Below are 25,173 nucleotides of genomic sequence, written 5' to 3'. Positions count from 1 at the left end.
CGCGCGCGGACCAGGGCCCGCACCTACCCGATGCAGCGGCCACGCGTGGATGCGGTAGTGCCGGCCGCTGGTCGGCAAAGGGGTCAGAGCCCATTCCTGCGGAAAGGGATCCGACCCCGGTCCTCAATGCCCGCCGTCGAGCGCCTTCAACTCGCTGACCAGCGAGGCTGCCGCTTCGGCACCGTCGCCATACAGCATGCGGGTGTTGTCGGCGTAGAACAGCGCATTCTCGATGCCCGCGAAGCCGGTGCCCTTGCCGCGCTTGATCACCACCACGTTGCGCGCATTGACCACGTCCAGCACCGGCATGCCGTAGATCGGGCTGGCCGGATCGGTTCGTGCGACCGGATTGACCACGTCGTTGGCGCCGATCACCAGCACCACGTCGGTGTTGGCGAACTCCGGGTTGATGTCGTCCATGTCCGCGATCAGGTCGTAGGGCACGCCCGCTTCGGCCAGCAGCACGTTCATGTGCCCCGGCATGCGCCCCGCCACCGGGTGGATCGCGAACTTCACCTTGACCCCGCGCTGGCCCAGCCGCTGCGCCAGTTCCCATATCTTGTGCTGCGCCTGCGCCACGGCCATGCCGTAGCCGGGCACGATCACCACGCGCTCGGCGAAGGCCATCATCGCGGCGACGTCAGCCGCTTCGATCGGCTTCTGCGAGCCGCTGATCGCCTGCGCTTCGCCACCAGCACCGCCGCCGAAGTTGGAGAACAGCACGTTGCGGATCGGCCGGTTCATCGCCTTGGCCATCAGCCGGGTCAGCAGGATGCCCGCCGCGCCAACCATCATGCCGGCGATGATCAATGCTTCGTTGCCCAGCACGTAACCTTCGAACGACACCGCCAGGCCGGTGAACGCGTTGTACAGCGAGATCACCACCGGCATGTCGGCGCCACCGATCGGCAGCGTCATCAGCACGCCCAGCGCCAGCGCAAGTACGAAGAAGGCGACGATCGCCCAGGTGCTGAGCGTGCTGGCGGCGATGATCGCCAGTACCACCACCGCCAGCGCCACCAGCAGGTTCATCACCTGCTGGCCCGGCCAGGTCACGCGCTTGTCCAGGCGTCCATCCAGCTTGGCCCAGGCGATCACCGAGCCGGACAGCGACACCGCGCCGATCGCTGCGCCGACCACCGCCAGCAGCAGCACCGTGCCCGACGGCTGGCGCGCGGCCAGATCGGCCAGCGCCTGCGCGCTCCAGTGGCTGGTATCGCGGTTGGCAAGGAAGGCGTAGCGCAGCAGCTCCACCGCGCCGATCGCCGCCGCCGAGCCACCGCCCATGCCGTTGTACAGCGCCACCATCTGCGGCATGTCGGTGATGGCAACCTTGCCGGCCGACCACCAGGCCAGGCCCGCGCCCAGCAGCAGCGCCACCAGGATCAGCGGAACGTTGTGCAGTTCGGGAAGGAAGAAAGTGGCCGCCGTGGCCAGCAGCATGCCCAGTCCGGCCCAGCGGATGCCGCTGCGCGCGGTCAGTGGCGAGGCCATGCGCTGCAGGCCCAGCAGGAACAGCGTGGCGGCGACGAGGTAGCTGGCCTTGACCAGCCAGTCGAGCAGTTCGACGGTGCTGATGTTCAAGCCTGCGGCTCCTTCGGCTCGTCCTTGCCGCCCTTGGGCGCGCTCGGCTTGAACATTTCCAGCATGCGCGCGGTAACCACGTAGCCACCGGCGGCATTGCCGGCACCCAGCACCACGGCGAGGAAGCCCAGGGCCTTCTCCAACGGTGTCTGCGCGTGCCCCAGCACCACCATCGCGCCGATCAGCACGATGCCGTGGATGAAATTGGAGCCCGACATCAGCGGGGTATGCAGGATCACCGGCACCCGCGAAATGATCACGTGGCCGGCGATGGCGGCCAGCATGAAGATGTACAGCGCTACGAACCCGTCACTCACTGGCAACGCTCCCGCTCTGTCTTCGTCGGCCCATCATAACCATGGGCTGAACCCGGCGTGCACCCGGCGTCAACCGAAGCGGCGCTCACGCGTTGTCGATGGTGACCCCGAGCGAGGAACCGTACCCTGTGCTGGTGAGCAGCCCCGTCCCCCCGAGCGCCGAGACCGATGCCCTGCCGGCATCGCTGGAAGCGTTCCTGGCCAGCGTCGGCCCGCGCGCGTTCCGCTTCGCCGAGGCCGGCCTGCGCCAGCGCGAAGACGCCATGGACGCGGTGCAGGACGCGCTGCTGCGCATGCTGGACTACGCCGACAAGCCGGCAGCCGAATGGGCGCCGCTGTTCTGGAGCATCCTGCGCCGGCGCGTGATCGACGTGCAGCGCCGGCGCCGCTTCCGCCTGCCGTTCTGGCGCGACAACCAGGACGCGGAAGGCGGCGAGATCGACTGGGCCGATCCCGGCCCGGACCCGGCACAGGCGCATGAACAGCGCCAGCAGTACCAGCAGCTGGTGGACGCGTTGCGCCGCCTGCCCGCCCGCCAGCGCGAGGCCTTCACCCTGCGCGTGCTGCAGGACCTGGACGGGGCCACCACCGCCCGCGCCATGGGCTGCAGCGAAGGCGCGGTAAAAACCCATCTGGCACGCGCCCGGCAGGCGCTGCAGGACTACCTGGAGATCCACCCGTGAACCGCTCCCTGCCTTCCGATGACACCCTGCGCAGCCTGCACGCGCAGTCGCTGCACGCGCTGTCGCCGGCCACACTGGCACGCCTGCGCCAGGCCCGACACGGCGCCAGCGCGACCCGGCACGGGCGCCTGCGCTGGTGGCTGGCCAGCGCCTGTTCACTGGTGGTGGCGCTGGGTATCGGCCTGCAGTTCACTGGCCATGGCACGCTGACGGGCCCCGCGCCGGCACCTGTGCTGGCCTCGGTGGAAGACAACAGCGCGCTCTACGACGAAAATCCCGATCTGTACCTGTGGCTGGGCGATACCGACCTGGCGATGGAGTGAATCATGTCCCGACTGCACACCCTGCCCCTGCTGATGACCCTGTTGCTGCTGCCGGCCCTCCCGGCGCTGGCGCAGAGCGCCGCGCCCGCCCCTGCGGCACGCCCTGCGCCGGCCACGCCGCTGCCGGCCTGGGAACAGTTGAGCGAAGCGCAGCGGGAATCGCTGCTGGCGCCACTGCGCGACCGCTGGAACAGCGCCGATGCCGGCCAGCGCCAGCGCATGCTCTCGCATGGCCAGCGCTGGCAGACGATGAGCCCGGAGGAGCGCGACAAGGCCCGCCGTGGCCTGCGCCGCTTCGAGCACATGAGCCCGGAACAGCGTGAGCAGGCCCGGGCCCTGTTCGGCCAGATGCGGGAACTGCCGCCCGCGCAGCGCGATGCACTGCGCGAGCGCTGGTCGCAGATGACGCCGGAACAACGCAAGGACTGGGTGCGCGACAACCCACCGCCGGCGAAGCCGCGCTGAAACGCCGCGGGGAACGGGGTCAGAGCCCTTTGCTGAGGCAAAGGGATCCGCCCCCTGGCAGATTCCGGGAACCAGGGTCAGATCCCTTTGCCAGAGGCAAAGGGATCTGACCCCATGTCGTTCATGCCTGCCAGCGTGTCTTCGCCAGCAGCTCGTCGTCCCAGTCGAACGCCAGCTGCCCCTCGCGCACGAACAGCGCGACGAAGTTGAGCAGGTTGCGCGCATACATCTCGCTGGCCTGGGTCGCGCCCCGGCTGGCCAAGCCCAGCGGGCCGTCGATGGTCACGCCCTGATGCTCGATGCACTGCCCTGGCTGGGTCAGTGCGCAGTTGCCGCCGCTCTCGGCGGCCAGGTCCACGATCACGCTGCCGGTGGCCATGCCTTCCACCATCGCGGCAGTCACGATCGTCGGCGCCGGGCGCCCCGGTACCGCCGCCGTGCAGATCACCACATCCACGCTGCGCAGGTGGTCGGCCAGGCGGCGCTGCTGCTCGGCACGCTCTTCATCGGTCAACGCGCGCGCGTACCCGCCTTCGCCCGCCGCGCTCACCCCCAGGTCGAGGAAGCGCGCGCCCAGCGACTGGATCTGCTCGCGGGTTTCCGGACGCACGTCGAAACCTTCCACCTGTGCACCGAGACGCCGGGCAGTGGCAATGGCCTGCAGCCCCGCCACGCCGGCACCGATCACCAGCACCTTGGCCGGACGCACGGTGCCGGCAGCGGTGGTCAACATCGGGAAGAAACGTGGTGCGCGTTCGGCGGCGATCAGCGCGGCCTTGTAACCGGCCATGCCGGCCTGCGAACTGAGCACGTCCATCGCCTGCGCACGGGTGGTGCGCGGCAGCTGCTGCAGCGGGAACAGGTGCAGGCGGTCATCGGCAGCCAGTGCCGCCAGGCCCGGATCACTGGCCGGGGTCAACAGGCCAACCACGGTGGCACCCGGCTTGAGCTGTTCAAGCACCGCCGCTGGCGGCGCCTGCACGCACAACAGGATGTCGATTTCGGCCCAGCGGCCGGCGTCGAATGCGCGGGCACCGGCATCGTCGTAGGCTGCATCGGTGAAACCTGCCGCGAGACCGGCGCCGGCCTCGTACCAGACGGTAATGCCGAGGGCGCCGAGCTTGCGCGCGGTTTCCGGCGTCAGCGCCACGCGCCGTTCGCCCGGCGCGGTCTCCTTGATCCCCAGCAACGCCACGGCCATGCAGGTCCCCGCTGATCGGTGAGTTTTCCCGATCCTAGCAGGCGGCTCCACTCAGTGCAGCGTGGCGCTGCCCGGGTCCAGCCGATCGATCACACCCTGCATCGCGCTGTCGAACGCACCGTCATCCACATGGGCGCGCAGACGTCCCAGCCGCACCATCACCGCCAGTTCTTCCGGCGAGGCCACGCAGAAGCGCACGCCGCGACGGTTGACGAACAGCAGGCGCGAGGAAATCGGGCTGACCCAGGACAGCTTGCCAGCCTGCACCTTGCCGTCCTTGTCGACGAAGTCCAGCCAGTTGCCGATCTCCATCCGGCGGAAGCGATCGGCGTCGGCATTGTCGAAATCATCGGCATCGATCTGCCCGCCCAACTCGACCGCCGGCGATTCGGCCACCGGCGGGGTCGGTAGTGCCACCTGCGGCAGTTCCGGCAGCGCGCGTTGCAGTTCCGGCCGCGATTCGGCAATGCCCTGCAGGGTGTCATGCAGGGCATCGATGGCACCGGTGGCGGCGTCGCCATGCACGCCCACGCTGGCGAACACCTTGGCCAGCACCGGCTGCCAGGCCTGCAGCCACGGTTTGCCGACGATCTGGCGGCGGGCCTCGGCAACTTCCTCCAGCAGCCCGTCGCCCAGGCTCAGGGCCTCGGCCACCGATGCGCCCTCCTCGCCCTCACGCAGCAGCGCCAGGGTCAGGTGGTGCTGCCATGGCTGGCGCAGGAATTCAGCGATGGCCGGCGGCAGGGTGGCATCACCAATGCGGCGGTCCAGCTCGGCACCGGCACGGGTACGGGCCATTTCCAGCTTTTCCTGGCCACGCTGCGTTTCGGCGGCGCGACGCTCGGCGATTTCCACGCGGCGACGATGCTGCACGAGGAACTCGCGGAATTCTTCTTCCAGGGTCAGGAAGATCGCCAGGTTCTCGTTGAACTCGGCGACCAGGCGCTCGATGATCTCCTCGACCTTGGCCATCAGCATGCGCTCGGCCTGGCTTTCGCCGGTGTTGCCTTCGCAGGCCTCGGCCAGCGAGTTGAGCAGCTTGCGCGCCGGATGGGTCTTCTGCACGAACATGCGGCGGTCGAGCATGGCGACCTTGACGAACGGCACCACCAGGCGGCCGATCAACTCGCGCGAGCGGCCTTCCAGTTCGCGCTCGTCCAGCATCACGTCGAACAGCATGCCCACCAGGTCGATCGCATCCTCGTCCTGCGGGTCCAGCCGGGTCTGGCCCGGGTCGACACCGAGACGGGTGGCGCTGGACAGCACTTCGCTCTTCAACCGCTGCGCGAGTGATTCGCCGTCCTCGCCGATCGCTGCACGCAGGGTCGCACTGGGCGTGGCCTGCAGCAGCGACAGCACCGACATCATCTCGCGCTGGCTGAGCGGACGCTGCTGGCCGATCGCCACCTGTGCGGCCGACGTCGCGTCCTCGCGCACGTGGCGGGTCTGCTGCAGCAGTTCGTGCAGCGCCTCCAGCAGCATGCCCTGCTGGCCCGCATGGGCCTCGCCGGTGCCGCTGCCTTCGGCGCCCAGGTGCTGCTGCATGTGGCCACGCCGCTCGGACCAGCGTGCGGCAAAGCGCTGCGCCCAGGCCGGCGCGGCCTGCTCGTCATCACCGAATTCGCCGTCCAGGCCCGAGCCCGGGCGCTGCTCCACCAGGTCATCCAGGCCCGAGGCCATGCGCGTGTCGGGCGCGGCCGACGGCGGACGCCGCGGCGCCCCCATCTGCGACATCACCCCGGCCGCGGCCAGTTGCTCGTCCAGCTTCTCGTAGATGCGACCCACCGGCGCGCGCAGGTCGCGCTCGCACAGCTTGATCAGCACCAGGTGTACTTCCGGGGCCAGTTCACAGCCGGCAAAGGCTTCGTGGATGGCCACGCCCAGGTGTTCGGGGCTGATGGGATTATGGTCGGCATCCAGTTCGGCGCCGCCGACCAGACGGCCCAGGCGACGGTCGAGCCGCGCCAGCACCGGCTTGAAGTCACGCAGCAGCACCGTGGCGAAATTGCGCACCGCCAGCCGCGACTCCAGCACGTGCTCGGCCAGCAGGCTCAGGCCATCCTCGGCTGGGCCGGACAGCGTCGATTCGGCCGACATGGGCTCACCACTGGCCAGCGCATCCCAGGCCCGCTGCAGGTGGCCAGAGAAGGCACCGGCAATGTCCTCGCGGCGGCGGCGCAGTTCGCGCATCGCATCCAGGAACAGCAGCTGCGACGAACCGGCATTGCCGGCCCGGTCGAACAGGGCATCGTCGAAGCGCGCCAGTGCCGCGCCAAAGGCCTGGCACAGCGCGGGCAGGACCATGTCCCGGGCAAGCTGGAGCTGGGCCGGGTCACGGCCCGGCGATCCCATCGGTGTGGGCGCGCTCATCATTCGGGAAGGCTCCCCACCTTCTCTGGTACGACAGACAACGTGGACATCGCGACGACCGGCACACCCCATGTACCGGTACGTCGATGGTAGGCCGGCCAGCCCGTCACGGACAGTGAAACAGTCCTCACTTCAAACCTCATGACCGGCGGCCCGGCAAGGTAGATATCGTAAGCCGTGCAAGGCCTGCGAGGCGAGGGGAAGCGGCCGCCCGTTTCCCGCCAGTGGCATGACGTTCATCACAGTTTGGTATTCAAAGGCCAGACGCGACACAGACGGTGTCTTTGACCACCCCGACTATAATCAAACCTTCGTGATGACCGGTTCAGACTCCATGCCCGACCCCGCCGCCCTGCTCGCCCTGGATGCCCGCCGCTCAGTGCCTTCGCGGCAACTGGCCGAGCCCGGCCCGGACCCGGCCACCCTGCAGCGGATGCTGGCTTCGGCAGTGCGCGTGCCCGATCACGGCAAGCGCGTACCGTTCCGCTTCCTGAAGATCGCCGGCGATGCACGTCACACTCTGGGCGACTTCCTGGCCGAGCGCAGCCGCCAACGCGACCCGCATGCGGGCGAGGCCGTGTTCGAGAAGGATCGCCAGCGTTTCAGCCATGCGCCGCTGGTGATCGTGGTGGTGGCCAGCCCGCGCCCGGACCCGAAGGTCCCCGAGCAGGAGCAGCTGATGACCGCCGGCTGCGTCTGCTTCGCCCTGCTGCAGGCCGCACAGGCGCTGGGCTTCGGCGCGCAGTGGCTGACCGCCTGGATGGCCTTCGACCCCGCCGTGCACGCCTACCTGGGCCTGGCCGAGGGCGAAGGCATCGCCGGTTTCATCCATATCGGCACGCCGAAGGCCGCCGTGCCCGAGCGCGAGCGTCCGGACCCTGCCACCCTGCTGCGCGACTGGACGCCTCCGGCATGACCCTGCCGGTACCACCGCCGTCGCTGTACCTGGTCGACGCCAGCATCTATGTGTTCCGCGCGTGGCACTCCCTGCCCGACCAGTTCCAGGACGCGCAGGGCTGGCCGACCAATGCCGTGCACGGCTTCGCCCGCTTCCTGCTGGACCTGCTCGAGCGCGAACGCCCGCGTCACATCGCCATCGCCTTCGACGAAGCGCTGGACAGTGGCTTCCGCCACCGCCTGTACCCCGCCTACAAGGCCAACCGCGACCCGGCGCCGGAGGCGCTCAAGCGCCAGTTCGTGCACTGCAAGGCGCTGTGCGCAGCGTTGGGCCTCGCCGTTCTGGCCCACCATGAATACGAGGCTGACGACCTGATCGGAAGCGCCCTGCATGTGCATCGTGGCAGCCACCGCGGCGTGATCATCTCCGCCGACAAGGACCTGTCGCAGCTGCTGCTGGATCACGACGAGCAGTGGGACTACGCACGCAACCAGCGCTGGAACGTGGCCGGAGTGAAGGCGCGGCACGGCGTGCACGCGCACCAGATCGCCGACTACCTGGCGCTGTGCGGCGATGCGGTGGACAACATTCCCGGCATCAGTGGCGTCGGCAGCAAGTCCGCCGCCGTGCTGCTGGCCCATTTCGGCAGCATGGATGCACTGTACGAACGCCTGGACGAAGTGCCGTTCCTGCGCCTGCGCGGCGCCGCCCAGATGGCGGTGCGCCTGCGCGAGCAGCGCGAGCACGCCCAGCTCTGGCGCCAGCTGACCACCATCGCGCTGGACGCGCCACTGGAAGGCAGCCAGCCCGGCCTGCTGCGCCAGGCGGCCGACCCGGAGCTGCTCGGCGGCCTGTGCCAGACCCTGCGCTTCGGCCCGATGACCCGTCGCCGGCTGTTCGATGCCGCCGGCGTGCCCGATATTCTTCCCACCCACAGCGAGCCCGCATGAGCCAGCGCAACACCGAAGCCCCGCGTGTCGTCTATGAAGGCAAGTACCAGCGCATGCTGGTGCGCGGCACCTGGGAATACAGCGAACGTACCCATGCCGGTGGCCTGGCCGCGATCATCATCGCCGTCACCCCGGAGGACAAGGTGCTGTTCGTGGAACAGTTCCGCGTGCCGCTGCAGGCACCCACCATCGAGATGCCGGCCGGCCTGGTCGGGGACATCCACGCCGGCGAATCGATCGAAGTCTCGGCCGTGCGCGAACTGGAAGAAGAAACCGGCTGGACCGCCGATCACGCCGAAGTGCTGCTGATCGGCCCGACCTCTTCCGGCGCCAGCAGCGAGAAGATCGCCTTCGTGCGCGCTACCGGCCTGCGCCGCGTTGGCGAGGGCGGTGGTGACGACAGCGAAGACATCATCGTGCACGAGATTCCGCGCAGTGAGGCAGCGGCCTGGCTGGTGCAGAAGATGGGCGAAGGCTACGAGCTGGACGCCAAGCTCTGGGCCGGGCTGTGGATGATCGAGCACCATCTGGACGGACGCCCGCGTGGCTGACGCCGACCTGCACGCGCTGCCGGCGCTGCTCGGCGCCGACGACCCGGCGATCCATACGATCCACCGGCCTCAGGGTGCCTCGCCGTACCTGCTGCTGGCCGATCATGCCGGCCAGCAGGTGCCGCGTGCCCTCGCAGGCCTGGGCTTGCCGCAGGCCGAACTGGACCGCCATGTCGGCTGGGACATCGGCATTGCCGGCACCACCCGCGCACTGGCCGAACGGCTGGATGCCTGGGCCATCGAACAGACCTATTCGCGGCTGCTGATCGACTGCAACCGCCCGCTGGCCTCGCCGACGCTGATTCCGGAGGTGAGCGACCACACCGTGGTGCCGGGCAATGCCGGGTTGTCGGCGGCACAGCGGCAGCAGCGTATCGATGCGATCCACGCGCCCTACCACGCGCGCATCGACGCGGAACTGGATGCGCGCCGAGATGCCGGCCGCCCCACCCTGCTGGTGATGATGCACAGCTTCACTCCGGCGATGAACGGCGCGCAGCGACCGTGGCATGCCGGCGTGCTGTACCACCAGGACACGCGCTTCGCCCATGCCTTGCTGCAGGCACTGCGCGAGGAAGGCGACCTGGTGGTGGGTGACAATGAACCGTATTCGGTGAGCAGCACCAGCGACTACGCAGTGCCGGTGCATGGCGAAGGCCGCGGGCTGGTGCACGTGGAACTGGAAATCCGCCAGGACCTGATTGCCGATGTGGCTGGGCAGCAGGCGTGGGCGGAGCGGCTGGCGCGGATCTTCAGCGCATTGCAGCCGCAGTTGCTGGCGTTCGGTTGAACGCGCGTGGATCCATTCCGGATCGGTAGTGCCGGCCGCTGGCCGGCAACCTCAGGGTAGTTGGATCATTGCATTGCCGGCCAGCGGCCGGCACTACCGCAGGCGTGGCACATCCACCACCCACGCCAGCGCCTTCAATCATGCATCGCTGACCGGGCAGACGGTGGCGGCCGATTCGACCGGCGCCGGGCGCAGGCCCAGCGCGATCACCACGCCGAGCGCGGCGAACAACGCGGCGCCGTACTGTGCATTGACCATGCCCTGCAGGGCGTCGGCACTGGTTGCGGCCTGCGTGCCGCGCGCGGCGTTGGCCACCATCACCAGCACCGCCAGTCCCAACGCGCCGCCGATCTGCTGGGCGGTGGCCGCCATGCCGGACGCGACGCCTTGCTGCGGACCCGGCACGCCCTGCCCGGCCACGATCCACATCGCTGTCCAGCTCATGCCCTGGCCGATGCTGAGCACCACGATGCCCGGCAGCAGCGGCCAGTAGCTGGCACCGTGCGGCATCGCCAGCGCCACCGCGGCAATGCCGATGGCACCGGCGGCGAAGCCCCAGGCCAGTACCTGCCTTGGCGAACGGCGCCGCAGCATGCGTTCGGCAATACGGATGCCGAAGGTGCACACCAACGTCGGCAGCAGGAAGGCCATGCCGGCCTGCAGCGGGCTCCAGCCATAGCCATCCTGGAAGTAGAGCGCCAGGAAGTAGTACTGCACGCCATAGCTGCTCATGAAGGCGAAGGTCAGGCCGAGTGCCGCGCGCAGGCCCGACAGACGCAACAGCGAAAACTGCATCAGCGGGTCACGGCTGCGTTTTTCGATCTGTACGAACACCGTCAACAGCACGGCTGAAAGCAGCAGGCAGATCAGCGTGGCCGGTGCCGTCCAGCCCCACTCCGGCCCTTGAACCAGGGTAGTGACCAGCAGGCTGCCGCCGGCGGTGACGGTCAGGCAACCGGCCAGATCGAAGGAGCGGCCGCGCACCCTTGGACCATCGGACGGCAACCACGCACCGGCTGCGACCGCGCACGCCGTGGCCAGCGGCACGATCACCGCCAGCACCGCCGGCCAGCCGAACGTCTGGGTCAGCACGCCACCGAGCAGCGTGCCCAGCGCCAGGCCGACCGCACTGGCCATGCTCCAGATCGCCAGCGCGCGGTTGCGCACCGGGCCTTCGGCGTACAGCGTGTTGATCAGTGCCAGCGTGGCGGGGAACAGCAGGGCCGCACCGACGCCCTGCGCGGCGCGCGCGATGATCAACAAGGTGGCATTCGGCGCCAACGCACCGAGTAGCGACGCCAGTGCGAACAGCAGCATGCCCAGCCGGTAGAAACGGCGACGGCCAATCAGGTCGGCGGTGCGGCCACCCAGCAGCAGGCTGCCACCGAACGCCACGGTGTAGGCACTGACCACCCACTGCAGCTGCTGCGCGTTGATCTGCAGCGCGCGGCCCATGTCATGGAGGGCGACGAAGATGATGGTGGCGTCCAGGGCGATGATCAGCTGCGCGGTGGCCAGCAGGGTCAACGCCCAGCGCGGGTATTTGAGGGGAGGCATCGGCGGTCTGGATCGATGGGGGGAGCGCAGTCTCATTGATGCGGGCTAATCAATAAACCCCTGCCCGACCATATCTGTCATGATCTTCGGCATGAATGGATCCTCGTTGGACCTCAATGCCGTGCGCATGCTGGTGCAGGTGGCCGAGGCACGCAGCTTCACCGTCGCTGCCGGGCAGCTGGGCCTGAGCCAGTCCGGCCTGTCGCGCGCGATCGGGCGGCTGGAAGCCACGCTGGGGGTAAAGCTGCTGCAGCGGAACACCCGCAACGTGGCGTTGACCCCGGATGGCCGCCAGTTCGTGGAACAGGTGGCACCGCTGCTGGCCGGCCTGGACGATGCCGAGCGGCAACTGGCCGACCGCCCGTGCACGCCCTCGGGTACGTTGAAGATCAGTGCGCCGTCGATGTTCGGGCGCAAGGTGCTGGTGCCGATGCTGGCGCCATTACTGGAACAGCATCCGCAACTGCAGGTGGAAGCCGTGCTCAGCGACCGCCTGGTCGATCTGGTCGAGGAAGGCTTCGATGCCGCGCTGCGCACCGGCGTCATCGCCGACCAGCGCATCGTCGCGCGGCCATTGCGGCCGCTGCGCTGGGTGACGGTGGCCAGCCCCGCGTATCTGGCCCGCTGTGGCGCACCGGACGATGTGGCCGCGCTGCAGGATCACGCCTGCCTGGCGGTGCGCAACCTGCGCAGTGGCCGGCTGGTGGACTGGCAGTTCCTGCAGGACGGGCAACTGCGCGAGTTCACGCCGCCAACGCGGATGGTGTTCGACAGCGGCGATCCGCTGGTGGAAGCGGCCATCGCCGGCATCGGCATCGTGCAGGTGATGGATTTCGCGGTGGCCGATGCGTTGGCCGACGGCCGCCTGCAGCGCGTGCTGCAGCCGTTCGAGGGACGCAGCCGCGCGCTGTCACTGATCTACCCGCCGTCGCGCCAGCATTCGCCGAAGCTGCAGGTGCTGGCCGACGCGTTGCTGGCCGGGGATTGGTAGCGCCGGCCGCTGGCCGGCGCCTGCAGGAATCCACCCGTTTCAGGTTTGCCGGCCAGCGGCCGGCACTACCAGGCTGTGGTAGATCCACGCCATGCGTGGACGAGGGTTGGTAGCGCCACGCATGGCGCGGCGCTACCGGTGCGGCGTTGCCGGCCAGCGGCCGGCACTACCGATCAGGCGAAGCTGTCGGTGGCGCGCACCAGCGCGTCCACGTTCTCGGCCTCGAACGCCGAATGGCCCGAGGCCGGCGTGATTTCCAGCTTCGCCTTCGGCCAGACCTTGGTCAGGTCCCAGGCGTTGGCCAGCGGGCAGACCACGTCGTAGCGGCCGTGCACGATCACGCCGGGAATATCGGCGATGCGGTGCGCGTCGCGCAGCAGCTGGTCTTCCACCTCGAAGAAGCCGCCGTTGACGAAGTAGTGGTTCTCGATGCGGGCAAACGCCAGCGCGAAGTGCGGGTCTTCGTGGCTGTTGATGAAGTCATCATCGACATGCAGGAAGCTGGTCGCGCCTTCCCACACCGCCCACGCCTTGGCCGCTTCCAGGCGGGTGGCTTCGTCGTCGCTGGTCAGGCGGCGGTGGAAGGCCGAGATCAGGTCATGGCGCTCCACCGACGGGATCGGCTTGAGGTAGTGCTCCCACGCATCCGGGAACAGGCGGTTGGCGCCTTCCTGGTAGAACCACTCCAGTTCCCAGCGGCGCAGCATGAAGATGCCGCGCAGGACCAGTTCGGTCACGCGCTGCGGATGGGTTTCGGCATAGGCCAGCGCCAGGGTCGAACCCCAGCTGCCACCGAACACCTGCCAGCGATCGACCTTGAGGTGTTCGCGCAGCTTCTCGATATCGGCAACAAGGTCCCAGGTGGTGTTGTCCACCAGGTCGGCGTGCGGGGTGGAACGGCCGGCACCGCGCTGGTCGAACAGGATGATGCGGTACTTGGACGGGTCGTGGAACTGGCGCATCTTGTCGCTGCAGCCACCGCCCGGGCCACCGTGCAGCATCACCACCGGCTTGCCGTCCGGGTTGCCGCACTGCTCGAAGTACAGCGTGTGGCGGTCGTCGACCTTCAGGGTGCCGACGTCATTGGGGGTGATGGCGGGGTACAGCGTACGCATGCTTGCAGCTCCAGGGTGATGCCCTGCCGTGGCAGGAGAACCTCCATTCTAGGCCGGACGCCGGCCCAGGGTGATGCGGTCGCGCTGCTCCAGATCCTGCACGGTCTGCACCTCGGCAAACCCCGCCGCCTCGAACAGCGCGCGGATCGCCTCGCCCTGGTCCCAACCATGCTCGATCAGCAGCCAGCCGCCGGGCAGCAGGTGGGCCTGGCCACCGTCGACGATGCGGCGGATGTCGTCCAGGCCATCCGGACCCGAGGCCAGTGCGGTGGCCGGCTCGAAGCGCAGGTCACCCTGCTCCAGATGCGGATCGTCGCTGGCGATGTACGGCGGGTTGCTGGCAATCAGATCAAAACGCGCGCCCTGCAGCGGCGCATACCAGTCGTGCCCGCCTTCAGCGAAGCGGACGTTGCGCAGATCATGGCGGGCGGCATTGCGCGCGGCCACGGCCAGCGCGCCCGGGCTGGCGTCGGTGGCCAGCACCTGCGCCTGCGGCCGTTCGCTGGCCAGTGCCAGTGCAATCGCACCACTGCCGGTGCCCAGGTCGGCCAGCTGCAGCGACTGGTCTGGCGGCAGGCGCTCCAGCGCCAGCTCGACCAGCAGCTCGGTTTCCGGACGCGGGATCAGCGTGGCCAGGTCGACCTCCAGGTCCAGCGTCCAGAATCCGCGACGGCCGGTCAGGTAGGCCACCGGCTCACCGGCCACGCGGCGGGCCAGCAACGCCTCGAAGGCGGCCTGGTCATTGGCGGCCAGCGGATCGGTGGCGTGGGCGAACAGCCAGCTGCGCGGGCGGTCCAGTACGTGCAGCAGCAGCAGTTCAGCCTCGTGGCGGGCCTCGATGCCGCCGAGACGGGCACTGGCCTCAGCCACGGTCTGGCGCAGGGAGGGTTCGGTTTGGAAAGACATGCCGCAATTGTAGAGCCGCAGTCGAGCGTGGCTCGACACTGCAAAAAGCTGCAATCCGTTCAGGTTCTGCCGGAGGGAATAAGGAGGGGCTATCGGCCCCTTTCCGCGCCTCCGGGAGATTTCCCTTGTCACACAGCCAGTTGCAGGATGGGAGCGGCAAGGTTCAGTGCCTGCTCATGACCAAATGATAGACTCCATCTATCGAATAGATGCAATCAATGGATTGTTCTTATCGCCAGCGAGTCGGTAACCTAGCTCCTGTCGATTCACCCACTCCCCTTCACCAGAGGAAAAACGATGTCCCTGATCAACACCCAGATCCAGCCGTTCGAAGCCAACGCTTACCACAATGGCGAGTTCATCAAGGTTTCCGACGCCAGCCTGAAGGGCCAGTGGTCCGTCCTGATCTTCATGCCGGCCGCCTTCACCTTCAACTGCCCGACCGAGATCGAAGACGCGGCTGACCATTACGCCGAGTTCAAGAAGGCTGGCGCCGAGGTCTACATCGTCACCACCGATACCCACTTCTCGCACAAGGTGTGGCACGAAACCTCGCCGGCCGTCGGCAAGGCCCAGTTCCCGCTGGTCGGCGACCCGACCCACCAGCTGACCAACGCCTTCGGCGTGCACATTCCGGAAGAAGGCCTGGCCCTGCGTGGCACCTTCATCATCAACCCGGAAGGCGTGATCAAGACCCTGGAGATCCACTCCAACGAGATCGCCCGTGACGTTTCCGAGACCCTGCGCAAGCTGAAGGCTGCCCAGTTCACCGCCGCCAACCCGAACCAGGTCTGCCCGGCCAAGTGGAAGGAAGGCGAGAAGACCCTGACCCCGTCGCTGGACCTGGTCGGCAAGATCTAACGCAGTACCGGCCTTCCGTGGCCCCACGCCACGGCGCGCCCTTCATCCCCATGCCGGTGCCCTACCGGCGTGGGGGTGAACCCAAGACAGCCAACGCTCGCCCGCCTTGGCCAGCCAGCCCCTTCCACGGTCGCTGTCTTGGGTTCACCCCTACCCCCAGCTGGTCCGCTACCTTGTACAGCGGTGCCACGCCCCCTGTTTGCCTGAAGCCAGGAGAAGACCGATGTTGGACGCCAACCTGCAGTCGCAGCTGAAGACCTATCTGGAGCGCGTGACCCGCCCGATCCAGATCACCGCGCACGCCGACGACGGCGCCAAGTCGCAGGAGATGCTGGAACTGCTGCAGACCCTGGAAAGCCTGTCGGACAAGATCTCGCTGCAGGTGCTGCGCGATGGCCAGGGCCGCGTGCCGTCCTTCGACCTGGGCACCCCGGGCCAGGACATCCATCTGACCTTCGCCGGCCTGCCGATGGGCCATGAGTTCACCTCGCTGGTGCTGGCGCTGCTGCAGGTGGGCGGTCATCCGTCCAAGGCCACGGCCGAGCTGATCGAGCAGGTGCAGAACCTGGAAGGCGAGTACAGGTTCGAAACCTACTTCTCGCTGTCCTGCCAGAACTGCCCGGACGTGGTGCAGGCGCTGAACCTGGCGGCGGTGCTCAACCCGCGCATCCAGCACGTGGCCATCGACGGTGCCCTGTTCCAGGACGAAGTCGAGAAGCGCGAGATCATGTCGGTGCCGACCGTGTACCTCAACGGCGAAGTGTTCGACCAGGGCCGCATGACCCTCGAGCAGATCGTGGCCAAGCTGGACACCAATGCCAGCAAGCGCGATGCCGAGAAGATCGCCGCCAAGGACGCCTTCGACGTGCTGGTGGTGGGCGGTGGCCCGGCCGGTGCTGCAGCGGCGATCTACGCCGCACGCAAGGGCATCCGCACCGGCATCGCCGCCGAGCGTTTCGGTGGCCAGGTGCTGGACACCATGGCGATCGAGAACTTCATTTCGGTGAAGGAGACCGAAGGCCCGAAGCTGGCCACGGCACTGGAACAGCACGTGCGCGAGTACGAGGTGGACATCATGAACCTGCAGCGCGCCAGCGCGCTGGTGCCGGCCGGTGAAGACGGCCTGGTGCAGGTGCAGCTGGAGAATGGCGCAGTGCTGAAGTCGCGTTCGGTGATCCTGTCCACTGGCGCACGCTGGCGGCAGATGAACGTGCCGGGCGAAGACCAGTACCGCAACAAGGGCGTGGCCTATTGCCCACACTGCGATGGCCCGCTGTTCAAGGGCAAGCGCGTGGCGGTGATCGGCGGCGGCAACTCCGGCGTGGAAGCGGCCATCGACCTGGCCGGCATCGTGTCGCATGTAACCCTGCTGGAGTTCGATTCCAGCCTGCGCGCCGATGAAGTGCTGCAGAAGAAGCTGCGCAGCCTGGCCAATGTCACCGTGCTGACCAGCGCACAGACCACCGAAGTGCTGGGCGACGGCAGCCGTGTCACCGGCCTGGTCTACAAGGACCGCGTCGGCGGCGACGCCCACCGCGTCGAGCTGGAAGGCATCTTCGTGCAGATCGGCCTGCTGCCCAACACCGAGTGGCTGAAGGACGTGGTGGCGTTGTCGCCGCGTGGCGAGGTCGTCATCGACGACCGCGGCCAGACCAACCTGCCGGGTGTGTTCGCTGCTGGCGATTGCACGACGGTACCCTACAAGCAGATCATCATTGCCATGGGCGCCGGTTCGACCGCCGCACTGAGCGCGTTCGACCACCTGATCCGCTCGTCGGTGAGCAACAGCAGCGGTGCCGTTGCTGAAGCGGCCTGATCCACCGTTCCCAGATCACCGGGAACATTGTCTGCCTGTCGGGTAACCACGCCGTCAGCCGGTCCGTTACCCCTGGGGTGTAAGGATGAACCTACGTGATCTGAAGTACCTGGTAGCCCTGGCCGACCACAAGCATTTCGGCCGGGCTGCCGCCTCCTGCTTCGTCAGCCAGCCCACGCTGTCCACGCAGATCCGCAAGCTGGAAGAAGAACTGGGCCTGCCGCTGGTGGAACGCGCACCGCGCAAGGTGATGCTGACCCCGGCCGGCCAGGAAGCGGCGGCACGGGCACGGGTGATCGTATCCGAAGTGGAGCAGCTGAAGGAGGCGGCGCGACGAAGCCGCGACCCGGAAGCCGGGACGGTGCGCCTGGGGATCTTCCCGACCCTCGGTCCGTACCTGCTGCCGCATGTGATCCCACGCATCCGCGAGCGCTTCCCGGAGCTGGAACTGCTGCTGGTCGAGGAAAAGAGCGATGTGCTGCTGGACCGCCTGCGCGAAGGCAAGCTGGACGCCGCGCTGCTGGCGCTGCCGGTAATCGACGACCAGCTGCACGCCGAGTTCCTGTTCGAGGAACCGTTCCTGCTGGCGGTGTCCGGGCGCCACCCGCTGGCCCGGCGCGAACACCTGGATGTGCAGGAACTGGCCACGCAGAAGCTGCTGCTGCTGGAAGATGGCCACTGCCTGCGCGACCAGGCGCTGGAAGTGTGCCGCCTGTTCGGCGCCAACGAGAAGTCCGAGTTCCGCGCCACCAGCCTGGAGACGCTGCGGCAGATGGTTGCCGCCGACGTCGGCATCACCCTGCTGCCCAGCCTGTCGGTGCAGCCGCCAGTGCCGCGCTCGAACAACATCCGCCTGCTCGACTTCACCGGCGAGGGCCGTCCCAGCCGTCGCATCGCCATGATCTGGCGCCGCAGCTCGGCCATGAACGACTTCCTGATGGAACTGGCCGACCAGTTCAAGCGCCTGCCGCAGGCGCTGTTCACCCTTGATGCGGTGAATGCCACCGGCGACGCGACCGCCCTGCCCGGCCCCGCCCTGAACGGCTGAACCCCCGCAGCACCGGCCTGGAATCGGCAGGAGTCGATTCCGGCCGCATTTGTCCCCACAATACAGACAGGCGGCGCCAGCAGGTGCCGCCTTTTGCATGGCTTTCAACCAAGGAGCTTCACCATGAGTACCGCCAGCGGCCTGCCGCCGTCGATCACCGTTTCCACCTTCGACATGGACCGCCTGGACGCCATGCTCGAATCCCCTGCGCTGAGCCAGACGCCTGCCGCGCTCGCGCTTGCTGAAGAACTCAACCGGGCCACCGTGCTGGCACCGGACCAGATTCCCGAAGGCATCGTCATGATGCATTCGCGCGTGGAGTGCGAAGATGAAGTGTCGGGCGAGAAGCACGTCCTGACCCTGGTCTTCCCCCGCGAAGCCAACGTCGATGAAGGCAAGGTTTCCGTGCTGGCCCCGGTCGGCAGTGCCCTGCTCGGCCTTTCGATCGGCCAGAGCATCGACTGGAATGCGCCCGGCGGCCGCAAGCTGCGCCTGCGCGTGACCGCGGTCCACAACGACCGCCCCTGATTACCGCTGCGCACTGCGCGCGATTCGATCCCCCTGCACCAGGAGCCGTAATGAGTACCCCGTCCAAACTGTCCCAGCTGCGCGAACTGTCCGTGGTCGTTGCCGATACCGGTGACTACGAGGCGATCAAGCGCCTGCAGCCGGTGGACTGCACCACCAATCCGACCCTGGTGAAGAAGGCGCTGGACCTGCCGGTCTACGCCGAGCTGATCGAACGCGAACTGGCCTGGGGCCGCCAGCAGAGTGGCGACCGCGAAGCCGTGGTGCACGCCGTGGCCGACCGCCTGACCATCGGCGTCGGCGCGCTGCTGAGCACGCTGGTGCCGGGCCGCGTGTCCACCGAAGTGGACGCCGACCAGGCCCACGACACCGCCGCCACCGTGGCCAAGGCCCGCCAGTTCATCCAGATGTACGCCGATGCCGGCGTGCCGCGCGAGAAGATCCTGATCAAGATCGCCGCGACCTGGGAAGGCGTGGAAGCCGCGCGCATCCTGCAGGCCGAGGGCATCGACTGCAACCTGACCCTGATCTTCAACCCGACCCAGGCGCTGGCCTGCAGCGAAGCCGGCGCGTTCCTGATCTCGCCGTTCGTCGGTCGTATCCTCGATTGGTACGTGGCCAACGGCCAGACCCCGGCCACCATCGACGAAGACCCGGGCGTGAAGTTCGTGCGTGGCGTGTACGCCGAGTTCAAGCGCCGCGGTTCGCCGACGGTGGTGATGGGTGCCTCGTTCCGTTCGACCGCACAGATCGAAGCGCTGGCCGGCTGCGACCGCCTGACGATTTCGCCGGACCTGCTGGAGAAGCTGGACGCTGACCACGGCGAGTTGCCGCGCAAGCTGGTGGCCGCTGCAGCGGACGGCGCGGCGGTGACCCCGATCGATGCGGCGAAGTTCGCGGCGGACCTGGCGGCCGATCCGATGGCCACCGAGAAGCTGGCGACCGGCATCGAGGCGTTTGCCAAGGATCTGGAAGCACTGCGCGAGCGGATCCGCGCGGCACTGTGAGGATTACTGCCAACGGCTGAGCCCCTCGTGGCGGGTCGGTTGGTCGCGAAGGGCATGAAGCAACAGCCGTGCTGGGTCGGGCGGGTTGGGTTCGCGGGGGACGCCGTGAACCCGTCCATGGGGGCTTGGCCGCGGCATCCATGCCGCGGACACCCCCGCGAACCCAACCCGCCCGCCCTCTGACAATTTCCTGCGGCCGCCCGCCACGGGAGAAAGAAAGAAGAGCAACAGCGGGTCGCGCGCTTCGCTTGCTCGGAGCCGAGCATGGCTATGCCGGTCGTCCTGACCGGCACCCTCCGGGCCGTCGCGCAAGCGACGTTGGCAGCGGCTCCTGCCGCTGCCTTCGGCTCTACAGAAAGCACTGCAGAACCAAACAAAAAGGACGCGGCGAACGCCGCGTCCTTTTTGTTTTTCTTCAGTTCGTCAGTAACCAATGCTCTCGCCCACCGTCACCGGGAAACTGTCGAAGGTGGGACGGGTGCAGATGGCGGGACCGTCCACGGCATGGATGCCGTGGCCGAGCCCCCAAGGACGGGTTTACGGCGTGTCCCGCCATCTGCACCCGTCCCGCCAAACTCACAGCAAACCAGAGCCGCTTGGCTTTGGCTTTGGCTTTGGCTTTGGCTTTGGCCTTGGCCTTGGCTTTGGCTTTGCTTTTGCTTTGGCTTTCAGCCGTTGACGTTGCCCGCCGCAGGCGGACCACCGCGCGTCAGCGCGGCGCCTCCACATCCAATCCGATCGGGCAGCTCACGCCGGTGCCGCCGATGCCGCAGTAGCCGTTCGGATTCTTCGCCAGGTACTGCTGGTGATAGTCCTCGGCGTAGTAGTACGCCGGTGCCGGGTACACGATTTCGGTGGTGATCGGGCCGTAGCCGGCCGCATCCAGCTGCGCCTGGTAGGCCTCGCGGCTGGCCAGCGCGGCCTTGTACTGGGCTTCGTCAGTGGTGTGGATCGCCGAGCGGTACTGGGTGCCGGTGTCGTTGCCCTGGCGCATGCCCTGGGTCGGGTCGTGGCTCTCCCAGAACAGCTGCAGCAGGCGCTCCAGGCTCACCACCGCCGGGTCGAACACCACCTGCACCACTTCGGTGTGGCCGGTCAGGCCCGAACAGACCTCTTCATAGGTCGGGTTCGGAGTGATGCCCCCGGCATAGCCCACCGAGGTGCTGTACACGCCCGGTTCGGTCCAGAACTTGCGCTCGGCGCCCCAGAAGCAGCCCAGCGCGAAACGGATCTGCTGCAGGCCGGCAAAACGGTCCTTCAGCGGATGGCTGTTCACGAAGTGCTGGTTGCTGTGCAGCGGCAGCGGCTGGTCACGCCCCGGCAGCGCCTCTTCCGGGCGCGGCAGGCGCTGCTTGAAGGCGCCGATGCCGAGGATGCCCTGGCCAATTCCCAACATGATGCGCTCCTACGCCGGAAGTCCGGCTATGTCGTCTGCATCTGAAATGGGGGCGTCCGGCGCGTGGCCCAAGTCCAGCGCCGCCACGATGTCCTCGGCCTGCGGGCGTGCCGCTTCGGGGATTCCCACCCGCAGCACACCGAACAGCGGCAGCTCGCCCATGCCGCCCAGCAGCTGCTCGCCGAACACGAAGGCCGGGATGCCGGCATCTTCCAGCGCGTGCTTGACCAGGTGGGCGTCGAACAGGTTGTCGGCCTTGTACACGATGTGCATGCGGCGGCTCCGTGGGACAGGGTTCCAGCATACGCCCGGGGGCTGAATGGTGGTGCTGACGGCGCATGACCGTTCTGCCGGCCAGCGGCCGGCACTACCCATCCACCTTCCGGTAGCGCCGGCAGCGGGCCGGCGGAATGTGGATCGCCGTGCAGTTGGGTAGTGCCGGCCGCGGGCCGGCATCCCCACCCCCCACCGGGCAGCCCTGCCCCGTACGCGCTAGACTGTTGGTCTTTCTGCCCTTTTTCGCCCCAGACTCATGTCCGAGCACACCCCCGCCAGCCCCGAGACCCCCGCCGACAGCCACGAGAAGCGCGATTTCATCCGCCAGATCGTGCGCGAGGACCTGGCCAGCGGAAAGCACCAGGCGATCAAGACCCGCTTCCCGCCGGAGCCGAACGGCTACCTGCACATCGGCCATGCCAAGTCGATCTGCCTGAACTTCGGCATCGCCGGCGAATTCAGCGGCGTCTGCAACCTGCGCTTCGACGACACCAACCCGGCCAAGGAAGACCCGGAATACGTGGCCGCGATCCAGGACGACGTGCGCTGGCTGGGCTTCGAGTGGAACGAGCTGCGCCATGCTTCGGACTACTTCCAGGCCTATTACCTGGCCGCCGAGAAGCTGATCGAACAGGGCAAGGCCTATGTCTGCGACCTGTCGGCCGAGGAAGTGCGCGCCTACCGCGGCACCCTCACCGAGCCGGGCCGCCCGTCGCCGTGGCGCGACCGCAGCGTCGAGGAAAACCTCGATCTGTTCCGCCGCATGCGCGCCGGTGAATTCCCGGATGGCGCGCGCACCCTGCGCGCGAAGATCGACATGGCCAGCGGCAACATCAACCTGCGCGATCCGGCGCTGTACCGCATCAAGCACGTCGAGCACCAGAACACCGGCAACGCGTGGCCGATCTACCCGATGTACGACTTCGCCCACGCGCTGGGTGATTCGATCGAGGGCATCACCCACTCGCTGTGCACACTGGAGTTCGAAGACCACCGCCCGCTGTACGACTGGTGCGTGGACAACGTCGATTTCGCCCATGACGATGCGCTGACCCAGCCGCTGGTCGATGCCGGCCTGCCGCGCGAAGCCGCCAAGCCGCGCCAGATCGAGTTCTCGCGCCTGAACATCAACTACACGGTGATGAGCAAGCGCAAGCTGATGGCGCTGGTCACCGAGCAGCTGGTGGACGGCTGGGAAGACCCGCGCATGCCGACCCTGCAGGGCCTGCGTCGCCGTGGCTACACCCCGGCCGCGATGCGCCTGTTCGCCGAGCGCGTGGGCATCAGCAAGCAGAATTCGCTGATCGACTTCAGCGTGCTGGAAGGCGCGCTGCGCGAAGACCTGGACAGCGCCGCGCCGCGCCGCATGGCGGTGGTCGATCCGGTCAAGCTGGTGCTGACCAACCTGCCGGAAGGCCATGAAGAACAGCTGACCTTCAGCAACCACCCGAAAGACGAGAGCTTCGGCAGCCGCGAAGTGCCGTTCGCACGGGAAGTGTGGATCGACCGCGAGGACTTCGCCGAAGTGCCGCCGAAGGGCTGGAAGCGCCTGGTGCCGGGTGGCGAAGTGCGCCTGCGCGGCGCCGGCATCATCCGCTGCGACGAAGTGATCAAGGATGCCGGCGGCACCATCACCGAGCTGCGCGGCTGGCTGGATCCGGAATCGCGTCCGGGCATGGAAGGCGCCAACCGCAAGGTCAAGGGCACCATCCACTGGGTCAGCGCCATGCATGGCGTGCCCGCCGAGATCCGCCTGTACGACCGCCTGTTCTCGGTGCCGAACCCGGATGATGAATCGGAAGGCAAGACCTACCGCGATTACCTCAATCCGGAATCGCGCCGCACCGTCACCGGCTATGTCGAGCCGGCCGCGGCCAGCGCCGCGCCGGAGCAGTCGTTCCAGTTCGAACGTACCGGCTACTTCGTCGCCGACCGCCGCGACCACACCGAAGCCAAGCCGGTGTTCAACCGCAGCGTGACCCTGCGCGATACCTGGTCGGCTTGAGGACCTGCGCGGGCGCCAGCACGGCGCCCGCACGCCATCGACAATGATCACCGCCCTCTCCGTCCTGTTCTGGTTCATCTCGCAGCATCCGCTGCTGACGTTCTTTGCAGCGATGGTGCTGGCCGGGCTGGTCTCGTGGTGGCGGCGCTTTCCGGGCTACGCCATCGTGGTGTTCCCGCTGGCGATGCTCAACATGTTCCTCGGCCACTTCCTCAACGCCACCTTCCTCAACGTGGTGGGCGAGCGTGGTGAAGCGGTGATCGTCAAGGCCGAGCGAACCAGCTCCACGCTCAACGAACAGTACATCTGGCGCTACGAAGGGGTGCTGCGTACCGCCGAGGGCCGCGACGTGGACGTGGTGTTCCACACCAACACCGCTTCGCTGTGGCCCTTGGAAAACGCCATCCGTATCCCGGCGCGCGACCAGCCGTTCGTGGTCAAGTACACGCCGGGCTTCCCACGCAACTTCGTCATCCTCACCAATGAATCCCCGCACGGCGTCGCCCAGGCCCGGGCCAGCGCGCGCGAGCGGGTGGAGGTGGCGGCACGCAAGCTGCATTTCAGCCCGGGCAATGCCGATTTCCGCGCGGACTATCGCCGCGAGCTGGAAAGCTGGCTGCGCGACCACGGCAACGATCCGCAGCAGCAATCCGACGCGCAGCGATATCGCGCCGAACTCGACGCGCTCGACCGCTAGATGCCCAGGCCCTGCCTGGATGTTCCACCCCATCCACCCCACAGGCCTGACATGACCACGACCTCCGCCGCTCTCCTCCCGCTGCTGCAGCAGGTCCTTCAGGACGCGGGCGTCGCCAGCCACGTCGACGGCAACGCGCTGCTGCTGGACAGCGGCCTGCGCCTGACCCCGCATGCAATGGCCGCACACGCGCGCGACAACGGTGGTTGGCAGACCTCCACCGTCATTGAAAGCCGGCATCCGCGGTTGTTCGCCGATGGTCTGTTCGAGTACCAGCACGCAAATGGTGCCGATGAGCAGGCATCGCTGTTGTCCGGCTTCCAGGCCTGGGCCCGGGTGGACCTGGTGACCCTGCAGACCGCGATCGGCGCCCAAGACGCACAGGGCCTGCCGATGATGGGCCTGACCTATCCGGCCGGTGACAATGGCGAGGAACACGAGCGCACTGTAGTGCTGGGGCCGTTGGCGCACTACCGTGCACAGGAAGTGGATGCCTCCACCTGCAGCGAAGACGATCATGGCTCCTGCCCCTGCTGCCTGTTCACCCGCAGCATGGACGCCTTCGACGAGCTGCTGAAAGCCCGCGAATTCCTCGCCATCCGCCTGTTCGCCTCGCGCGATGCCGACGGCCTGTGCGAGGCCGATTGCCGGGTCAACGGCCACGACTTCGCCGCCGCCCTGCCCCTGCTGCGCGCCTACGCTGCCAGCTGGCCGCAGGCCGGGCTGGAGTTCCGCAAGCAGTACGTGGTGATCCGCACCGGCTCGCCAGGCTGACCCACGCCCACACCCGGTACAGGCCGGTGCGGCTACACTGCGCGCCGGCTTCCCAAGCAACCGC

The 25,173-nt window shown here is 67.8% G+C and carries 26 protein-coding genes; 17 read left to right on the top strand and 9 right to left on the bottom strand.

Going from position 1 to position 25,173, the window contains the following annotated elements:
* Positions 1-123 precede the first annotated feature (123 nt).
* Together AC5P99_RS13615 and AC5P99_RS13610 are read right to left on the bottom strand one after the other, a co-directional pair.
* Complete coding sequence (locus tag AC5P99_RS13615) at positions 124-1,584, bottom strand: NAD(P)(+) transhydrogenase (Re/Si-specific) subunit beta (RefSeq protein ID WP_005412324.1); 1,461 nt, start codon at positions 1,582-1,584, stop codon at positions 124-126.
* On the bottom strand, positions 1,581-1,901 hold the full coding sequence (locus AC5P99_RS13610; RefSeq protein ID WP_005408173.1) for an NAD(P) transhydrogenase subunit alpha part 2: 321 nt from the start codon (positions 1,899-1,901) through the stop codon (positions 1,581-1,583). Before AC5P99_RS13610 ends, AC5P99_RS13615 begins: the two co-directional genes overlap by 4 nt.
* A 98-nt stretch (positions 1,902-1,999) precedes the next feature.
* Here AC5P99_RS13610 and AC5P99_RS13605 point away from each other — a divergent pair, with 98 nt between their 5' ends.
* The 3 genes from AC5P99_RS13605 to AC5P99_RS13595 are packed head-to-tail and all read left to right on the top strand — an operon-like array spanning position 2,000 to position 3,372.
* A complete protein-coding gene (locus tag AC5P99_RS13605) occupies positions 2,000-2,584 on the top strand; it encodes an RNA polymerase sigma factor (RefSeq protein ID WP_005408172.1) in 585 nt (194 codons plus the stop codon).
* Entirely contained in the window at positions 2,581-2,907 is a 327-nt protein-coding gene (locus tag AC5P99_RS13600; RefSeq protein ID WP_012479218.1) for a hypothetical protein, read from the top strand. Before AC5P99_RS13605 ends, AC5P99_RS13600 begins: the two co-directional genes overlap by 4 nt.
* 3 nt (positions 2,908-2,910) lie before the next feature.
* Complete coding sequence (locus tag AC5P99_RS13595) at positions 2,911-3,372, top strand: DUF3106 domain-containing protein (RefSeq protein WP_012479217.1); 462 nt, start codon at positions 2,911-2,913, stop codon at positions 3,370-3,372.
* Positions 3,373-3,493: 121 nt separating this feature from the next.
* Here AC5P99_RS13595 and AC5P99_RS13590 read toward each other — a convergent pair whose 3' ends face one another.
* Both AC5P99_RS13590 and pacR read right to left on the bottom strand, forming a co-directional pair.
* On the bottom strand, positions 3,494-4,573 hold the full coding sequence (locus AC5P99_RS13590; protein ID WP_049450156.1) for an NAD(P) transhydrogenase subunit alpha: 1,080 nt from the start codon (positions 4,571-4,573) through the stop codon (positions 3,494-3,496).
* Between the two features lie 51 nt (positions 4,574-4,624).
* Complete coding sequence (gene pacR / locus AC5P99_RS13585) at positions 4,625-6,946, bottom strand: PacR family protein (protein WP_495213241.1); 2,322 nt, start codon at positions 6,944-6,946, stop codon at positions 4,625-4,627.
* A 331-nt stretch (positions 6,947-7,277) separates the two neighbouring features.
* Between pacR and AC5P99_RS13580 the strand changes: the two genes are divergently transcribed.
* Genes AC5P99_RS13580 through AC5P99_RS13565 form a run of 4 tightly spaced genes read left to right on the top strand, consistent with a single transcriptional unit; the run spans position 7,278 to position 10,132 of the window.
* The gene (locus tag AC5P99_RS13580) at positions 7,278-7,859 is read left to right on the top strand and encodes a nitroreductase family protein (RefSeq protein WP_005412319.1); all 582 of its coding nucleotides are present in this window, start codon (positions 7,278-7,280) and stop codon (positions 7,857-7,859) included.
* Positions 7,856-8,791: a 5'-3' exonuclease gene (locus AC5P99_RS13575; RefSeq protein ID WP_005408166.1), complete on the top strand. Its 936-nt coding sequence runs from the start codon at positions 7,856-7,858 to the stop codon at positions 8,789-8,791. The genes AC5P99_RS13580 and AC5P99_RS13575 overlap by 4 nt, the downstream gene beginning before the upstream one ends.
* Complete coding sequence (locus tag AC5P99_RS13570; protein WP_005408165.1) at positions 8,788-9,342, top strand: NUDIX hydrolase; 555 nt, start codon at positions 8,788-8,790, stop codon at positions 9,340-9,342. Before AC5P99_RS13575 ends, AC5P99_RS13570 begins: the two co-directional genes overlap by 4 nt.
* A complete protein-coding gene (locus AC5P99_RS13565) occupies positions 9,335-10,132 on the top strand; it encodes an N-formylglutamate amidohydrolase (protein WP_495213240.1) in 798 nt (265 codons plus the stop codon). Before AC5P99_RS13570 ends, AC5P99_RS13565 begins: the two co-directional genes overlap by 8 nt.
* Positions 10,133-10,270: 138 nt before the next feature.
* Here AC5P99_RS13565 and AC5P99_RS13560 read toward each other — a convergent pair whose 3' ends face one another.
* Positions 10,271-11,689: an MFS transporter gene (locus AC5P99_RS13560; protein ID WP_049450150.1), complete on the bottom strand. Its 1,419-nt coding sequence runs from the start codon at positions 11,687-11,689 to the stop codon at positions 10,271-10,273.
* A 91-nt stretch (positions 11,690-11,780) separates the two neighbouring features.
* Between AC5P99_RS13560 and AC5P99_RS13555 the strand changes: the two genes are divergently transcribed.
* Complete coding sequence (locus tag AC5P99_RS13555) at positions 11,781-12,680, top strand: LysR family transcriptional regulator (protein WP_012479212.1); 900 nt, start codon at positions 11,781-11,783, stop codon at positions 12,678-12,680.
* Positions 12,681-12,853: 173 nt separating this feature from the next.
* On the opposite strand, the gene pip is transcribed toward AC5P99_RS13555, so the two are convergent.
* Together pip and prmC are read right to left on the bottom strand one after the other, a co-directional pair.
* Positions 12,854-13,795, bottom strand: coding sequence for a prolyl aminopeptidase (pip, locus tag AC5P99_RS13550; protein WP_495213239.1), 942 nt, complete (start codon positions 13,793-13,795; stop codon positions 12,854-12,856).
* Positions 13,796-13,843: 48 nt separating this feature from the next.
* Positions 13,844-14,701 (bottom strand): peptide chain release factor N(5)-glutamine methyltransferase, encoded by an 858-nt coding sequence (gene prmC / locus AC5P99_RS13545; RefSeq protein WP_049450148.1) that lies wholly within the window; start codon positions 14,699-14,701, stop codon positions 13,844-13,846.
* 297 nt (positions 14,702-14,998) lie between these two features.
* Here prmC and ahpC point away from each other — a divergent pair, with 297 nt between their 5' ends.
* The 6 genes from ahpC to AC5P99_RS13515 all read left to right on the top strand — a co-directional run bounded on the left by ahpC (position 14,999) and on the right by AC5P99_RS13515 (position 20,640).
* Positions 14,999-15,562: an alkyl hydroperoxide reductase subunit C gene (ahpC, locus tag AC5P99_RS13540; protein WP_005408159.1), complete on the top strand. Its 564-nt coding sequence runs from the start codon at positions 14,999-15,001 to the stop codon at positions 15,560-15,562.
* A 223-nt stretch (positions 15,563-15,785) separates the two neighbouring features.
* Positions 15,786-17,378: an alkyl hydroperoxide reductase subunit F gene (ahpF, locus tag AC5P99_RS13535; RefSeq protein WP_005408158.1), complete on the top strand. Its 1,593-nt coding sequence runs from the start codon at positions 15,786-15,788 to the stop codon at positions 17,376-17,378.
* A gap of 85 nt (positions 17,379-17,463) precedes the next feature.
* Positions 17,464-18,426: a LysR substrate-binding domain-containing protein gene (locus AC5P99_RS13530; protein ID WP_049450147.1), complete on the top strand. Its 963-nt coding sequence runs from the start codon at positions 17,464-17,466 to the stop codon at positions 18,424-18,426.
* 123 nt (positions 18,427-18,549) lie between these two features.
* Positions 18,550-18,954 (top strand): nucleoside diphosphate kinase regulator, encoded by a 405-nt coding sequence (gene rnk, locus AC5P99_RS13525; protein WP_005408156.1) that lies wholly within the window; start codon positions 18,550-18,552, stop codon positions 18,952-18,954.
* A 50-nt stretch (positions 18,955-19,004) separates the two neighbouring features.
* On the top strand, positions 19,005-19,961 hold the full coding sequence (locus AC5P99_RS13520) for a transaldolase (protein ID WP_049450146.1): 957 nt from the start codon (positions 19,005-19,007) through the stop codon (positions 19,959-19,961).
* A gap of 544 nt (positions 19,962-20,505) precedes the next feature.
* Positions 20,506-20,640 (top strand): hypothetical protein, encoded by a 135-nt coding sequence (locus AC5P99_RS13515; RefSeq protein ID WP_495213238.1) that lies wholly within the window; start codon positions 20,506-20,508, stop codon positions 20,638-20,640.
* 30 nt (positions 20,641-20,670) lie between these two features.
* Here the strand turns inward: AC5P99_RS13515 and msrA are convergent, their stop codons facing one another.
* Entirely contained in the window at positions 20,671-21,336 is a 666-nt protein-coding gene (gene msrA / locus AC5P99_RS13510) for a peptide-methionine (S)-S-oxide reductase MsrA (protein WP_032965999.1), read from the bottom strand.
* 30 nt (positions 21,337-21,366) lie between these two features.
* A complete protein-coding gene (locus AC5P99_RS13505; protein ID WP_088436069.1) occupies positions 21,367-21,630 on the bottom strand; it encodes a putative signal transducing protein in 264 nt (87 codons plus the stop codon).
* Between the two features lie 259 nt (positions 21,631-21,889).
* Here AC5P99_RS13505 and AC5P99_RS13500 point away from each other — a divergent pair, with 259 nt between their 5' ends.
* The 3 genes from AC5P99_RS13500 to AC5P99_RS13490 are packed head-to-tail and all read left to right on the top strand — an operon-like array spanning position 21,890 to position 25,109.
* On the top strand, positions 21,890-23,638 hold the full coding sequence (locus tag AC5P99_RS13500) for a glutamine--tRNA ligase/YqeY domain fusion protein (protein WP_495213237.1): 1,749 nt from the start codon (positions 21,890-21,892) through the stop codon (positions 23,636-23,638).
* Between the two features lie 43 nt (positions 23,639-23,681).
* On the top strand, positions 23,682-24,335 hold the full coding sequence (locus AC5P99_RS13495; protein ID WP_012479203.1) for a membrane protein: 654 nt from the start codon (positions 23,682-23,684) through the stop codon (positions 24,333-24,335).
* A gap of 51 nt (positions 24,336-24,386) precedes the next feature.
* Positions 24,387-25,109 (top strand): DUF6348 family protein, encoded by a 723-nt coding sequence (locus AC5P99_RS13490; RefSeq protein WP_495213236.1) that lies wholly within the window; start codon positions 24,387-24,389, stop codon positions 25,107-25,109.
* The last annotated feature ends 64 nt before the right edge of the window (positions 25,110-25,173 follow it).

This window comes from Stenotrophomonas sp. YJH_SMC_80 (assembly GCF_059372495.1).
This window is presented reverse-complemented; position numbering and strand designations above follow the sequence as displayed.